13 protein-coding genes are annotated in these 15,036 nt (G+C 45.6%); 7 read left to right on the forward strand and 6 right to left on the reverse strand.

What is annotated here, in order from left to right; genetic code table 11:
• The first annotated feature begins 55 nt into the window (after positions 1-55).
• Positions 56-1,027: a cysteine synthase A gene (gene cysK, locus M3P05_RS01535; protein ID WP_249697474.1), complete on the forward strand. Its 972-nt coding sequence runs from the start codon at positions 56-58 to the stop codon at positions 1,025-1,027.
• 20 nt (positions 1,028-1,047) lie between these two features.
• On the opposite strand, the gene M3P05_RS01540 is transcribed toward cysK, so the two are convergent.
• A complete protein-coding gene (locus M3P05_RS01540) occupies positions 1,048-1,749 on the reverse strand; it encodes a pseudouridine synthase (protein ID WP_249697475.1) in 702 nt (233 codons plus the stop codon).
• A 360-nt stretch (positions 1,750-2,109) separates the two neighbouring features.
• Here M3P05_RS01540 and M3P05_RS01545 point away from each other — a divergent pair, with 360 nt between their 5' ends.
• The 3 genes from M3P05_RS01545 to M3P05_RS01555 all read left to right on the forward strand — a co-directional run bounded on the left by M3P05_RS01545 (position 2,110) and on the right by M3P05_RS01555 (position 6,176).
• The gene (locus M3P05_RS01545; RefSeq protein ID WP_249697476.1) at positions 2,110-3,429 is read left to right on the forward strand and encodes an OmpP1/FadL family transporter; all 1,320 of its coding nucleotides are present in this window, start codon (positions 2,110-2,112) and stop codon (positions 3,427-3,429) included.
• 287 nt (positions 3,430-3,716) lie between these two features.
• A complete protein-coding gene (locus M3P05_RS01550; protein WP_249697477.1) occupies positions 3,717-5,027 on the forward strand; it encodes an OmpP1/FadL family transporter in 1,311 nt (436 codons plus the stop codon).
• 132 nt (positions 5,028-5,159) lie between these two features.
• Positions 5,160-6,176, forward strand: coding sequence for a LysR family transcriptional regulator (locus tag M3P05_RS01555; RefSeq protein WP_249697478.1), 1,017 nt, complete (start codon positions 5,160-5,162; stop codon positions 6,174-6,176).
• Here M3P05_RS01555 and M3P05_RS01560 read toward each other — a convergent pair.
• Entirely contained in the window at positions 6,121-6,891 is a 771-nt protein-coding gene (locus M3P05_RS01560) for a class II glutamine amidotransferase (RefSeq protein ID WP_249697479.1), read from the reverse strand. The genes M3P05_RS01555 and M3P05_RS01560 overlap by 56 nt on opposite strands.
• A gap of 23 nt (positions 6,892-6,914) precedes the next feature.
• Positions 6,915-7,301, reverse strand: coding sequence for a hypothetical protein (locus tag M3P05_RS01565; RefSeq protein WP_249697480.1), 387 nt, complete (start codon positions 7,299-7,301; stop codon positions 6,915-6,917).
• A 162-nt stretch (positions 7,302-7,463) separates the two neighbouring features.
• Here M3P05_RS01565 and M3P05_RS01570 point away from each other — a divergent pair, with 162 nt between their 5' ends.
• A complete protein-coding gene (locus tag M3P05_RS01570; protein ID WP_249697481.1) occupies positions 7,464-8,000 on the forward strand; it encodes a zf-TRAF domain-containing protein in 537 nt (178 codons plus the stop codon).
• Between the two features lie 91 nt (positions 8,001-8,091).
• Here the strand turns inward: M3P05_RS01570 and M3P05_RS01575 are convergent, their stop codons facing one another.
• Positions 8,092-9,330 (reverse strand): ankyrin repeat domain-containing protein, encoded by a 1,239-nt coding sequence (locus M3P05_RS01575; RefSeq protein ID WP_249697482.1) that lies wholly within the window; start codon positions 9,328-9,330, stop codon positions 8,092-8,094.
• Between the two features lie 187 nt (positions 9,331-9,517).
• Entirely contained in the window at positions 9,518-10,483 is a 966-nt protein-coding gene (locus M3P05_RS01580; protein WP_249697483.1) for an ankyrin repeat domain-containing protein, read from the reverse strand.
• Between the two features lie 459 nt (positions 10,484-10,942).
• Between M3P05_RS01580 and M3P05_RS01585 the strand changes: the two genes are divergently transcribed.
• Positions 10,943-12,988 carry a S9 family peptidase gene (locus M3P05_RS01585; RefSeq protein ID WP_249697484.1) on the forward strand — a complete coding sequence of 682 codons (2,046 nt, stop codon included), beginning with the start codon at positions 10,943-10,945 and terminating at the stop codon, positions 12,986-12,988.
• Positions 12,989-13,035: 47 nt separating this feature from the next.
• Here M3P05_RS01585 and M3P05_RS01590 read toward each other — a convergent pair whose 3' ends face one another.
• On the reverse strand, positions 13,036-14,193 hold the full coding sequence (locus M3P05_RS01590; protein WP_249697485.1) for a hypothetical protein: 1,158 nt from the start codon (positions 14,191-14,193) through the stop codon (positions 13,036-13,038).
• Between the two features lie 121 nt (positions 14,194-14,314).
• Between M3P05_RS01590 and M3P05_RS01595 the strand changes: the two genes are divergently transcribed.
• Complete coding sequence (locus tag M3P05_RS01595) at positions 14,315-15,010, forward strand: DUF599 domain-containing protein (protein WP_249697486.1); 696 nt, start codon at positions 14,315-14,317, stop codon at positions 15,008-15,010.
• Positions 15,011-15,036 lie beyond the last annotated feature (26 nt).

Raw genomic sequence — 15,036 nt, forward strand, 5'->3', positions numbered from 1 at the left:
ACGCTGATTTTTGTGATAAATGAATAAGCGTGGTGACCATTAGGGAGATATTTTCATGAGTTCTGTTTTCAGTAATAACGCCAGCACTATCGGTCGCACCCCTCTGGTGAAGGTTCAGCGTCTTGTCAAAGATAAGAAGGTTTTTGCCAAGATTGAATCGAGAAACCCGGCGGGAAGTGTCAAGTGCCGTATTGGTGCCAGCATGATCTGGGATGCTGAAAACAGTGGCCGTCTCAAGTCAGGAATGGAAATTGTCGAACCTACCAGTGGTAACACTGGTATCGCATTGGCGTTTGTGGCTGCCTCTAAAGGCATTCCTCTGACTTTGACAATGCCTGCCTCTATGAGTCTTGAGCGTAGAAAACTGCTGAAAGCACTGGGAGCTACCCTGGTTTTGACAGAGCCGGCCAAAGGTATGAATGGGGCCATTGCCAGGGCAAAGGAAATTGCAGAAGCTAATCCATCACGTTTCCTTTTGCTGCAGCAGTTTGAAAACCCTGCAAACCCTCGCATCCATGAAGAGACAACCGGGCCTGAAATCTGGAACGACACCGATGGTGAAATTGATGTTCTGGTAGCGGGTGTCGGTACCGGCGGCACTATTACTGGGGTATCACGGTTTATCAAGGAAGAGAAGGGCAAGAAGATTGTTACTGTTGCCGTTGAGCCTTCTGCTTCTCCAGTGATTACCCAGACTCTGAACAATGAAGAAGTACAGCCCGCTCCCCATAAAATTCAGGGGATTGGGGCAGGGTTTGTACCAAAGAACCTGGATCTCGATCTGATCGATCGTGTAGAACAGGTATCCAACGAGGAAGCTATTGAAATGGCTCTTCGCCTGGGGCGAGAGGAAGGTATGCTCTGTGGTATTTCCTGCGGTGCAGCCATGGCAGCAGCCGTCAGGTTGGCCGAACTGCCGGAATTCGAAGGCAAGAATATTGTTGTTATTCTGCCGGATTCCGGTGAGCGCTATCTGTCCAGCCCGCTGTTCGAAGGTATGTTCTCCGAGCAGGAGCTGGTTCAGTAAACAGCCCTCGTTTAATCGAACTAGAAGGGAGGAGTTGATCGGCCGATCAGCTCCTCTCCTGTTTTAGGGTGTCTGAGTTTGAGATAACAGGCATGCAGCTGAAGCCGTCTGGCTGCTGTTCTGGCATCTTCATGGGCATAGAAGTTACAACCCAGAATCGGGTGGCCAAGTTCCGCCGTATGAACCCTGAGCTGGTGAGAGCGGCCGGTGACCGGAAACAGCTTGACCCTGGTTTTGTTCTGACCACTGTCCCTGACGGAAACCTGGTAGCGGGTTATTGCCGGTTTTCCCTGTTCAAAGTCGACCATCTGTTTAGGTCTGTTGGGCCAGTCACAGCGCAGAGGCAGTTCAATGATGCCTTCACCGGGTTTCAGGATTCCATGAACCCAGGCCTGGTACTCCTTTTCAACAGAGCGGTTCTCAAATTGCTGACTCAGGTTGCGGTGACTCTCTGCTCCGCGGGCAATTACCATCAGGCCGGATGTATCCATATCCAGTCGATGAACTATCAACGCATCCGGGTACCGCAGCTGAACACGTGATATAGCACAGTCCTGGTTGGCAGGGTGGCGGCCTGGAACAGAGAGAAGTCCTGATGGTTTATTGATAAGTAGGCAGTGTTCATCAACATATATAAAGTCGACCTGTTCCCGGCAGGGGGGAACAATAAAGACATCCTGAGCCGGTGTGGCAGGTGAAGAAGCTGTAATCGTGGTTTCCATGGAAGTTCAAGTCGCTGATCTGCATGTATTTTATCAATAGCCTGTAAAAGAGTCTTTACAGAAAATATCTCCATAAAATATGCATTCCACGCAAAGCGGCTCTCTCAATTGGCATCTATCAGGTAATGCGTGTTGCGAAGAGTGAAATCATGGTTGCTATGATATGCGCGCAGCACAAATCAGATAGCAGAAAGATTCAATGGTGAGCGAAACAACGTTCCTCTAGAGTGGCCGCAACAAGGAGTGTTGGGTCTGAACTCTGACTTGGCCAGAATTATTCTTCCAGTTGAGTTCACACCTTCGAAAAGCAGGAAGAATAATAAATTGCACCACACACCTCGCTGTACCAAGGGGATAAGAATGAATTATAAAGGCCTTTCCAGAGCTTTCACACTATCAGCTCTGTTCGCTGCAATGCTTCCTGCCATGCAAGCCAATGCTGCCGCTTTCCAGGTTGCTGAACACAGTGCCGCTGGTGTCGGCCGTGCCTTTGCCGGTGAAGCTGCTACGGCAGAAGATGCATCCACTATTGCACGAAATGTTGCAGGTATGGCCTTCCTAGATGGCCCCACATTCACTGGTACAGTCAGCTATATTAAGCCAAATATTGAGATTGAAAATACTACACCAACTCCAACAGGTTTGACTGATCCTAATTACCCGTATGGAGATTATAAAGGTAAAGTGCAAAAAGATGTAGCTCCTGCTGCTGTCGTACCTGTCTTTTATTATGTAACTCCGGTAAATGATAAAGTCAGCGTAGGCTTTGCTGGTTATACCAACTTTGGTTTTTCCACCGAATATGACACTGAATCTGGCATGACTTTGCCAGCTAAAAAGTCAGATATTATGACTTACAACCTAAATGCAAGTGTCGCTTATAAACTTCAAGATAACCTTAGTATTGGTTTCGGATTGAATGCCGTGTATTTGGAAGCTGCTCTTAGCAATGTTGCTCTTGTCGCCCCAGATACATTCAGAACAGCTCTTGATATGGAAGGAGATGACTGGTCATATAACTGGAGTGCTGGTGTTCTCTGGCAGCCACTTGAGCATACGCGTTTAGGATTCAGTTATACTTCGGAAGTCGACGCAACCCTTGAAGGTAAGAATAAATCTCAAGTCTATAATGGCACTGTTGTTGCCAATGTTAACCCTCTTGGGTTGAACTTTAACACTAATGGTTCAGCTGATCTGACACTACCTTCAATTGCGGAACTTTCAATTTTACAGCAGCTGAATGATCAGTTGTCTGTTCATGCCAGTTACCAAAAAATTGGGTGGTCCTCACTTGAGAAACTCACAATTAAGCTTGATGGTGTCCCGGCTGCTGCACACCCTGAAGAGATCTTTGAATACAAAGATGTTTCTCGTTGGTCAGTAGGTGCGACTTATAAGTACAGTGAAGATTGGACATTCCGTACCGGTTACGCATACGACAACAGCCCTGTCAGTGATGAGCATCGCAGCTTCCGTATCCCGGATGGCGATCGTGAATGGTTCAGTGTTGGTGCTAGCTATACGATTGATAGTAATCAAAAGCTTGATGCCGGGTATGCTTATTTAACGGGTAAAGAGAGCGAAATCCATTATACCAGCTCAACCGGTATCAAGGTTGATGGTAAAATCAAGAAGAGTAATGCTCATATCCTGAGTTTGCAGTATAACTACAAGTTCTAATATGCTTTGCATGTCCCCCGGAATAATTCTGGGGGGCATTTCAAACCTCCTTCCTCAAATGTGTTTGTTGAAAAACTTACACAGTCTTTTGGTATTTGTTTTATTCATACCAGATAGAACCAAAAGTCAATAGTGGCCTCTCTTTATATTTCTTACTGTTACCCCTAGCAAGGAGAGCTGGATCTGCTTCTGTCCACTGTCATGGCTCCTTTCCTCGAAGCATCCAGATCGAAAAGCTGCACAAGAACAACTATCCAAAATACCTCTAAGAAGTATAAGGGGACCCCATGAGTCACCAGAGAATCGCCAGAACCTTTACTGTTTCTGTTTTATTTGCAGCCATGCTGCCCATTATGAATGCCAGTGCTGCTGGTTTTCAGCTGGGAGAACATGGGGCGACTGGAACAGGTAATGCCCACTCATCCGGTGCAGCAGCACTTGATGATGCTTCGGTGGTTGCAACCAATATTGCCGGTATGGCCTTTTTTGATAAGGCAATGTTCACAGCAGTAGCGACATATATCCATCCAAATGCTGTTATAAAGAATCTTGATACAGGTGTAAAAGACAAAGCTATTGCTGGTGAGGCTATTGCTCCAGAGTTCTTTTATGTAGCACCGATCAATGATCAGTGGAGCTATGGTTTAGGTGCTTATACAAACTTTGGCTTTGTGACGGATTATTCCAATACGTCCGGTATTACTCCTGTTGCTGATCTGTCTGATATCAAAACTTATAACCTGAGTTATAACCTGGCTTACAAGGCACAGGAAAATTTGAGCTTTGGCTTGGGTGTTAATGCTGTTTATATTGATGCCAAACTTACAACTACTCTTCCGACCCCTTATCCTCTAAATGTACCTGGAATTGGTTCTCTAACACTTGGTCCGGGTAGTATTTTGGATATGTCTGGTGATGACTGGGGCTTTGGTTGGAAAGCGGGAGCTATGTGGGAGCCTGTTGATGGTACCCGCTTGGGGTTGAGTTATCATTCTACTGTTAAAACTAAACTTGAAGGAAAAGCTAAATCAGATGTTTTTGTTGGGCAGGTGCCTGGAGTTATCCCAAGTTACAACGGAAAAGGATCTGTTGATATTAAACTGCCTGATATTGCCGAACTCTCCATCTGGCAGGATATCAATGATCAGTGGGCCGTTCACGCCAGCTATATGTGGACAGGCTGGTCAACCTTCGAAGAACTTGCTCCCAAGCTTGATAGTGGTGAATCTCCTGCCGCAGTAAAACAAAATTATCAGGACAGCTCCAGAATTGCAGTCGGCGCAACTTACAAGTATGACCAGAAGTGGACCTTCCGGGCTGGTTATGCCTACGACAACAGTCCGGTAACAAATGATGATCGGCACTTTACCGTACCGGACGGTGATCGGCAGTTGCTGGCCTTTGGAACCAGTTATCAGCTGGATAAAGATCAGAGAATTGATTTCGGTTACGCCTACCTGAAAACAGAAAGCGTAGAGATTGAAGATAAGCTGGAAGGATCTGTTGCAGGGAATAATATCACTCTTGCAACTATTCGCGGTAGGCTGACCGATGGTCCTGCTCACCTCTGGAGTCTCCAATACAATCATTCCTTCTAAAAATTTGCAGTTTTTAGAAGGTTTACGGTAACTACCTACAGGCTCATGCCGGTTGTCCCGTTAGGATAGCCGGCATGAGCCGTTTACATTCCCTTTCTTAATATCACGGTTCGTAACTGGATGGAGCCGTGAATGAATCCCGATGCCCTGCGTCGTTATGATCTGAATCTGCTGATTACCCTGAATGTATTGCTGGAAGAGTGCAATGTCAGCAGGGCTGCGGAGCGGCTGCATCTGAGTCAGTCGGCGATCAGTCGATCGTTGGGTCGTTTGCGTGATATCTTTGAGGATGAACTATTTGTTCGCCGTCCCCACGGTTTGCAGCCAACATCCCGGGCCCTGGAGATTCAGAGTGAACTGGCTGAAGCTCTCAACATGGTATCCAGGGTAGTTGAGCCATCTTCATTTGATCCGCTGAGCTGTAAGCACAAGTTTGCAATCAGTGTGATGGAGCATATTTCCGTTCAGTTGATTCCGCGCCTGCTGATGAGGCTGGCAAAAGATGCCCCGAATGTGCGCCTTCGCGTCTGCCCATGGTCAAAAAACAGTGTGTCGGATATGTCTTCCGGTAAGCTGGATATGTGTATCAATATTATTCCAATAGACAGACCGGATATTCATCGCAGAGTGATTGCCCATGCTCAGGCTTGCGTATTTATGTCTCGCAATCACCCTTTGGCAGGCCGGCGTAACCTGAATCTGAATGAATATATGGCTTACCCGCGAATCGGGGTGGAGATTCCTGAGTTCCAGGAAAATCCGTTCGTTCGCAAAATCATGATGCTGTTGGGAAATCGAGAAGTTTTGATGTCAACGCCCGATCATCATCTTGCCTTGCAGGTAGTCAGTGATACTCAGGCACTCATGATCGGAACTACCTGCCTGACCCGGCCGATTATTGAGCAGTATTCTCTTTGTGCGGCTGAACTGCCTCCTGAGCTGAAAGCTCTGAAAGGAGATTACCAGATGTCCTGGCACAGGTTGCGCCACCGGGACCACGCTCATATTTGGTTCCGGCAGCTGGTGATGGAGGAGTGTGAAAAACTAATGAATGAAGAGGCGGAAACAGCCGCTCTATACGATGTCCAACCGCCTACAGAGCAAGAGTTTCACCTTTGTAAAACACCTGCATCTCTCCTGCGTTCATAGTCAGCCAGGTTTCATTATCTGTCAGGGGCTGGGTCGCGATCACTGTGACAATATCATCCGGCGTAGTTTCCTGGTGGAAATCAACTGTGACATCCGCATCTTTCAGGGACGCTGTGGTGAAAGGTGCCTTGCGGGTAATCCAGCACAGTTTGGTTGAGCAGTAGCAGCCCAGATCCCGACCATCGCTGAGCAGCATATTGTAAACACCCATCTCCCTCAGCTCATTGCAGACTTTACGAATATATCGCCACAGAGTTTCCCTGCGCTTGGGAGGTTTGGGGTATTTGGCTCGTATCTGGTCCAGAAGCCAGCAGAAAGCATATTCACTGTCAGTGGTGCCAACCGGCTGATAGAACTCCAGAGGCCGGGATTTGATTCCCTGAAGCTGACCGTTATGGGCAAATGTCCAGTAGCGTCCCCAGAGTTCGCGAGTAAAAGGGTGGGTGTTTTCCAGGCAGACCCGGCCAGCGTTTGCCTGGCGGATATGGCTGATAACCGTTTCACTTTTAATTGGGTATTTTTGGACAAGTTCGGCGATCTCTGAGGTACAGCCGGGATCAGGATCACGAAAATCGCGGATTCCCTTGCCGTCATAAAAGGCTATACCCCAGCCATCCCGGTTCGGGCCGGTTTTGCCGCTGCGTTGCATCAAGCCGGTAAAGCTGAAAATTATATCCGTGGGAGTATTGGCGCTCATGCCCAGCAGTTCACACATTTATAACGGTCTCTAAAACAGCCTCAATGTGCTTTGGGTTCAATACGTTGACCAGGATTGGAGCGGTGGCTCGTGTCCTTGCGAGTTGCCCGTTTCTTCGGAGAACGGAAAAACAGAATCTTTCCTACTGATACAATAATCAGTACGCCTCCCAGTAGAATGCCGTTACGCATCATGGCTTCAGGGCCGTTGGTTAGTCCGTCAAACAGCGCACCAAGAAATGCCGGCGACATATAGTGCATATCCGGACTGGTCAACCCGGGCGTGAGAACAAGAACGGCTGCAAACAGCCTGAGCCATGCGCTCAATGCAGGGCCAAATCCTCGGGTCATACGCCACCAGACTGCCAGGCAGCCAAGAGATGCCAGAATATAAACCATCCAGGCAACAAGGTACTGGGTCAGGGTCATGAAATCAGCACTTCCAATTGGTAATGTTTGCAAGCCAGTAAGACATATAGTTTATTGTACTTCTACCAAAACAAAAGAGCACTCGGAATAATTCAGTATTATCTAAAATGGTTCCACTGTTGTTTTGGTATTTTGATGTGCCTGTGTATCCCATCCCGGAGAATGCCTGATGCGCTGTTTCTGGGTTGTTGCTTTCGTGCTGGCTATGGCAGTTTTAATGGCAAATTTAATTGTAAAAGCTGTGCGCAGCCTGTCGCTAATGTTTTTGATCAGTTCAGTGTACCTGAGGTTAATGAAGGTAATATTGGTGCTTGGGGCATGATAACTGGTCAGGTCAAATACATTTTGGTTGATGAATACAAAACAAAGCTTGGGAAACTTGTTGTCCATTGTGCTTATGAAGGGTGTGAATGGAACATTGAATATGGGGCTGGTGGGGAAGGAAAGCAGGGCTGGCAAGAACATAGCAACACATGCGAGTTCGCTCCATTAAACTGCAAACAATGCAATGCGTCTTTGTTACGCAAGCATATGCAGAGTCACCTGGGCGAGATTTGTCCTGAGCAGGATATCCAATGTAGCGACTGCGGGGCTTGTTTTAAAGCAAAGCAGTTACAGAGTCACAATATCAATGTCTGCTCACCAGAATTGTTCAGAAAGTTGGTTCTGCCCCTGTCGATGATGATGTTGCATCTTTAGTCCAGCTTCTGGAAAAAGTGATTAGATGGAGACAGTGAGAACAAGGACAGGCAGATTGAAGCACAGGTTTGTGTTTCTGGACTGTAGCTGTTTACGCTGGATCATAACCATGTTTAAGTAATTGGTCTGCCATCCAGGGGTAAGAGTCTTTTATATCTTGTAAAAAGGATGGGTCTTTAAGTTCTGTTTCGATATCTGCTCTGTAGTGTGAGTTAGTGGAGCTTTTGTTCAGCGCGCACTCAATGAAGATGTTATTTCTGGCTTTCAACGCTTGCCGCAACGCTTTGCCAATTTGAGGGGTTTTGAGTGGTAATTCCAGAGCAATATCGCAACAGTTTTCTAAGTCTGCTTTTTCTTCATCCTTAATATTCCTGCTCTTGGCCAAAATTGATAAAATATTGAGTCCATTGTTATCTACGGCATTAATATCAGCTTTATGATTGTACCAATACCTTAACATATGAGACTGGTATTCTGCGGCCATAGCAAGAAATACTGTGTAACCTTCATTGCAGCGCTCTTCAATATCAAGCTTGCCAAGAGATAGAAGTTTATTTGCTACAGCAGGTGACTCTGCAAGATGCAATAGGTTTTCGCCAAATGAGTTTTTCATCTCAGGGTTTGCTCCATATTCAAACAGTAGCTCGACTGCTTTCAAGTTATCATCTGACACTGCTTTCTCAAGAGGAGTGCATTTATCTTCTGCAACATTTCTTTTATTTGGATCTGCTCCATTCTTGAGTGTTCTTTCAAAAGCCAGTTTTGGGAAATCATCATAATCCATTAACAATGATAAAATTGTGAATCCTTCACTAGAGATAATGTTGGGATTCGCTCCAGCTTCCAATAAAGTATTGAAAACCGTTTCATTGAAATCATGCAGGCTGCATAATTCAACTAAAAAAGTATTGCCAGCAGTATTTTTTGCGTTAGCATCTATCGCGTTTGAAACAGTTGATAAATGTTTATGGCTAATGGTTTTACCACTATCTATGCTAGAAAAAATTTTGCTTTCTGACCTGAAAAGCCAACTATTGAGCCCCGCTAAATTGGCCATAGCTTCTCTATTCTTGAAAGATAACGGTATTTGGCAATTGGGGCATTTGAAAATATTGTGTTTATGAAGATCGTTAATACAGGTAGCACAGTATGAATTCACACAGCAGGTTATAGAGATTATTTGTGTTTTAGGCTCAAGACAGATGCTGCAGGAGCGCTTGAAAGCCTGTGCAGGCGCACCACTGGTCTTTAAAGCCTTTGCAGGCGTGATCATCTGAGGGGTAATGAGGTTTTGTCTCTTTCTTGAAGCTGTTTGGTTTCTAGTATCCATAACTGTTAAATTGACATGTTGAAAAATATCGCTGTATAAAGTTAGATTAAAATTTTCATCAAAAGTTCAATGATGATAACCTTTTGATAAATAAGGATTAAAGCAAACTGGCCAATCATTCCGGGCCATAACGGAACAGTGCGAGATGCGCTTTCATCTTGTAATGTATTGTCCACTACAGAGCTGTTTACGCTGGATCATAACCATGTTTAAGTAATTGGTCTGCCATCCAGGGGTAAGAGTCTTTTATATCTTGTAAAAAGGATGGGTCTTTAAGTTCTGTTTCGATATCTTCTCTGTAGCGTGAGTCAGTGGAACTTTTGTTCAGCGCGCACTCAATGAAAATATCATTTCTGACTTTCAATGCTTGCCGCAACGCTTTGCCAATTTGAGGGGTTTTGAGTGGTAATTCCAGCGCAATATCGCAACAGTTTTCTAAGTCTGCTTTTTTCTCATCCTTAATATTCCTGCTCTTGGCCAAAATTGATAAAATATTGAGTCCCTTGTTATCTACGGCATTAATATCAGCTTTATGAATGTACCAATACCTTAACATGTGAGGCTGGTATTCTGCGGCCATAGCAAGAAATACTGTGTAACCTTCATTGCAGCGCTCTTCAATATCAAGCTTGCCAAGAGATAGAAGTTTATTTGCTACAGCAGGTGAGTCTGCAAGATACAATAGGTTTTCGCCAAATGAGTTTTTCATCTCAGGGTTTGCTCCATATTCAAGCAGTAGCTCGAATGCTTTCAAGTTATCATCTGACACTGCTTTCTCAAGAGGAGTGCATTTATCTTCTGCAACATTTCTTTTATTTGGATCTGCTCCATTCTTGAGTGTTCTTTCAAAAGCCAGTTTTGGGAAATCATCATAATCCATTAACAATGATAAAATTGTGAATCCTTCACTAGAGATAATGTTGGGATTCGCTCCAGCTTCCAATAAAGCATTGAAAACCGTTTCATTAAAATCATGCAGGCGACATAATTCAACTAAAAAAGTATTGCCCTCAGTATTTTTTGCGTTAGCATCTATCGCGTTTAACAAATCTGGGCTGAATTCAGGTATTTTTGTTTTGGCTGTTTTTATATTTAAAAAAAGTGTCTTTTCTGATGCTTGAAGCCAACTATTGAGCCCCGCGAACTTAGCCATAGTTTCTCTGCTCTTGAAAGATAACTGTTTTCGGCAGTTGGCACATCGGGAAGTATGTCGACTATGCATTGTCTTAATGCAATCAGCACAGTATGAACTCACACAGCAGGTTATAGCGATTACTGTTTTAGACTCAAGGCAGATGTTGCAGGGGCGATCGAAAGCCTGCGCAGGCGCATTGCTTGTATTCGAAGCTTTTTCTGAAGTGGTTGTGTCAAAACCATGGGAGCCTGATTGTTTGCTTGAGGCTATCTGATCGCTGATAGGTGCAGCCATTGGGAAACCCGTCAAAAAAATCCTGTCGTTGAAGTTCGATCAAAATTCTTATCAAAAGTTCAACGGTGATAACATTCTGATAAATTGAGGATTATTGAGTGCGAGTGTTGTTTTTTATCGGTGCTAATTCTATATAATGCCTCCTTTTTTGCGCCTCCCATGATTTGAGGATGATTAGCTCTTATGCCACTGGATGCCAATTGCAGGGTCTGTTTCCCAATTGCCCCTAAGAAAACTGTAGAAATCGATGATGGGCAGGGGCACCTCCGCAGGGATAGTTATCGCTGGCTCCATAGCCGGGAAAGTGCTGAGGTTAAACAGTGGCTTGAAGTTGAAAACGCCTATACCAAAGCGGGAATGGCTGCGACAGAAGCCTTGCAGGAAGAACTTTACCAGGAGATGAAGGCCCGCCTGAAAGAGGATGATGATTCACTTCCCTATTCCTGGCGTGGCTACGAGTTTTTCAGCCGTACATTTTCCGGTAAGGATTACGGTGTTCACTATCGCAGAAAGCTTGGGGCCGATGCTGAAGAGCAGGTGATATTTGACGGCAATGCCAGAGCCCAGGGCCATGATTATTTTGATCTGGGGGCGATGTCCGTCAGCCCCGATAATCGTCTTCTTGGCTGGGCAGAAGATTATGAAGGCAATGAGAGTTGGACACTAAGGGTAAAGGATCTCAGCTCTGGTGAAGAGTTTGCTGATGTTCTGGAAGACTGCTCGGCAAATATTGTCTGGGCTTCTGATTCCCGTTCCTTCTGGTATATCCGTCAGGATAAGAATTTCCGCCCGTGGCAACTCTGCCATCATGTAGTGGGTGATTCTGTTGATAACGATCGCGTTATTCTGGAAGAGCCTAATGAGCGATTTTTTCTGTCGGTTTATCCAGACCGGGCTGAGACATGGCTGCTGGTCGAGTCTGCCAGTACTGACACCTCGGAGTGTTTTATTGGTTCATTGACTGATCCATCACAACCGTTATCCATGATCCGCCCTCGGAAAACGGGTGTTGAGTACTATCCGGATTCCGATGGCCAGAAGCTGTTTATCCGCACGAACGATAAAGGTATTAATTACCGCCTTGTAACAGCTGAATTTAAACAGCTTGATAACTGGCAGGAAGTTATCTCCCACAGGGACCAGATCACCCTTGAGGATTTCGAAATCTTCCCCGGCAGACTGGTTGTTTTTGAACGGGAAAATGGACTGGTTCAAGTTCGTATCTGTTCTGAAGACGGAAGCACCAGAACACTGGCCTTCCCGGATGAAGCCTGGTCAGTGGGCGGCTGTGATAATGCCGAGTATCGGGCAGACTTTCTGCGCTTGGAATATGAATCCCTGAATCGTCCCCCGACTGTTTACGACGTAGATCTTGACACGGGAGAGCTGACTTTTCGTCGGCAACTGCCTGTACTGGGTGGCTTTAATCCGGAAGAATATGCAACCCGTCGTTTGATGGCTGTCAGCCATGATGGAGTCCAGGTACCGGTTAGTGTTGTTGGAAGAAAAGAAAGCTTCCATCAACCGGCTCCCGTTCTTGTCTATGGCTATGGTGCTTACGGAATGAGCGAAGATCCGTATTTTGCCCGGGCCCGTCTGAATCTTCTTGACCGGGGAATGCTTTTTGCAATCGCTCATGTCAGGGGAGGGGCAGACCTTGGTGAAAGCTGGTACAGGGATGGTCGTCGTCTGCAGAAGAAAAACAGTTTCCATGATTTTATAGCCTGTGCCGAGCATTTAATCAGTCAAGACCTGGCCGACAGAAGCAAAATTGTAATTTCCGGAGGAAGCGCTGGTGGGCTGCTGACCGGGGCTGCACTGGTTATGCGACCAGATCTGTTTGCCGGTGCAGTTCTGGATGTGCCTTTTGTGGATGCGTTGAATTCCATGATGAATCCGGACTTGCCGCTGACAGTCACTGAATATGATGAGTGGGGAGACCCTTCTGATCCCGAAGTTTATGAATACCTGAAAAGCTACTCACCCTATGACAATATTCAGGCAGCGCATTACCCGCCTCAGCTGGTCATGGCCGGGCTGGAAGATCGTCGTGTGCAGTACTGGGAACCCGCAAAATGGGTGGCCAAAATGCGGGAGTTGAAAACGGATAACAATCCCGTGTTTTTAAAAACCAATATGGGGGCCGGACACTTTGGCGCATCCGGCCGTTATGAGGCTATGCGTGAGGCTGCTTTTGAGCAGGCGTTTATTCTATCCGTTGCAAAATGATATCTTTGGTGCAGACCATGCCGATTAATGGGCTGCACCAAAGACGGTTATTTCCGGGTGCTGAAGGAACCAGGTGGAAGAATTTTAATAGTGGTTCCTTCAGAGTCTGAAGGGTTGCGACCTGGTAAAACTACGACAACAGGGGCGCTGCCGGAAGGTTGTTCCAGGCAAACTACGGAGTTGTTGCTTAAAGAGTGAACATGCCCTTTTAATTCTGTAAAAGCTGTAGGTGTATCTTCAGGTTGACCCGCAGGAACAATAAAATCTTTTGCGGATTTAAGCAAAAAATCAATAAAATCGTTTCCTGTATGTGTAAATGAAGCAGCTTTGGTGATTGAAATTGAGTAACTTTTCTCCTGGTTGGATGCAGTTCTGGAGAGCTTTACTTTACAACCATCAGTATACATGGATTTAGAGTGGGCTAATTCAATCTCAATTTTTTCTTTGCCCTTAATCCCGGAAAACTCTACAGTGGTCGTTTGGGGTCTCAAACAATAATCATGTCCACAGCCTCCCTCTCCCTCTGGAGGAAAAAAGTAAGCAAGATTAATATAGCGGGTCCCATTTGCATGAATAATGGCTGTCTGTCCGGTTCTGTTTTTTAGCGGTGGTGCCCAAGTCCGTGGATCTGTCGGTTCATGTGGGTGCCTTACTTCGTAATCAAGCAGTTTCTCAAGCAGGGCGAGGATATAGTCGGAAAAAGGGCTAAAGGTTGATACATCATCCCTGTCTATAGAAATTATATCGCTTTCCGCTGGCCTTTTTTTATTTACAAAGTCAAAAAAAGGGTCTGTCATGGCGTAGAACTCGTCTGACTCAGTGAAGTCATCATTTGGTGACTGATCATTATTTTGATGCATATTTAAAATGAATTTTTGATAACCACCAAAATCATAAATGACCATGAATCCTCTAAGGGTTACGCCGAAAGTATCTTCAGTTACCTCAGCATCTGAGCTTTCAGATTTTGTCAGATCTAGGGGGAGGTATGTGGGAATAAAATGAAGTTTTACAGATCGACCATATAAAGAGGTGGTGATGATAGATGAAAACGGCTTATAGAGTCTGGCTGAACCAGGAGTGTGAGTGAGAGTTGTACTCTGATATTCAGGCTGCTTCATCCGACCTGTTATGGCATAAACATTCAGGTTAAAAAAGAAAACAGTGATTACAAGGAGAAAAAATAAGTGGCTGCGATAAACCATGGTACCCTCTTCGTGAGTGGAAGGCGTTATTCACAAGTAGGGTATATTTAGCACAACAAATAGCATTTCTCAGTTACCATCTATACTGCCCCGCTCTTCCCCGTCTTCAGGTAAAGCGACCGTGCTTGATTCTCTGGCCTTGATATGGATGTTAAGCCTGTGGCTTGGTTACACATTATTAGCCAGTCGACTCTCAAAAACCCATACCTGCCTTGCCTCTGTCCTGAAGCTTTACCGCAAGCAGTGGCTACTGAGAATGCTGAAGCGTGGAACCCGGATTGCAGATGCCAACCTGCTAGATCAGCTTCGCAGCAGTGTCGGTTTTTTTGCTTCAACAACCATTCTCGTGGTTGCCGGTCTGGTGACAGGAATGGCAGCTTCGGATGAGGGTTTGAGTATTCTTTCGCATTTGCCTGTGTCCGCAGCCATCACAAGAGAGCTTTGGGAATATAGGATGCTAGTGCTCACTGCAATTTTTATCTATGCCTTTTTTGAGTTTTCCTGGTCATTACGTCTCTATAACTACTGTGCGGTTTTAATGGGAAGTGCGCCGCTGCCTGAGGAAGTCAGAAAATCAGAGGCACTGGGAGAAGCCTTTGCGGAAAAAGGAGCCAGAACCATTTCTATGGCAGCGACTCACTTTAACTATGGGTTAAGAGCCTATTATTTTGGTCTGGCTTCGCTGGCCTGGTTTATTAATGTCTGGTTCTATCTGATTTTGATTACTGGTGTTGTTGTGATTCTCTACCAGCGAGAGTTTCATTCCCGTGCTTTGAAAACCATGGCTTATAGCTCAACAAGTGATGATTTCGAGTAGTTATCAGAAAAATATGTTATAAGCAG

Origin of the sequence: Parendozoicomonas callyspongiae, from assembly GCF_023502345.1 — a bacterium.
GTDB classification, from domain to species: Bacteria; Pseudomonadota; Gammaproteobacteria; order Pseudomonadales; family Endozoicomonadaceae; genus Sansalvadorimonas; species Sansalvadorimonas callyspongiae.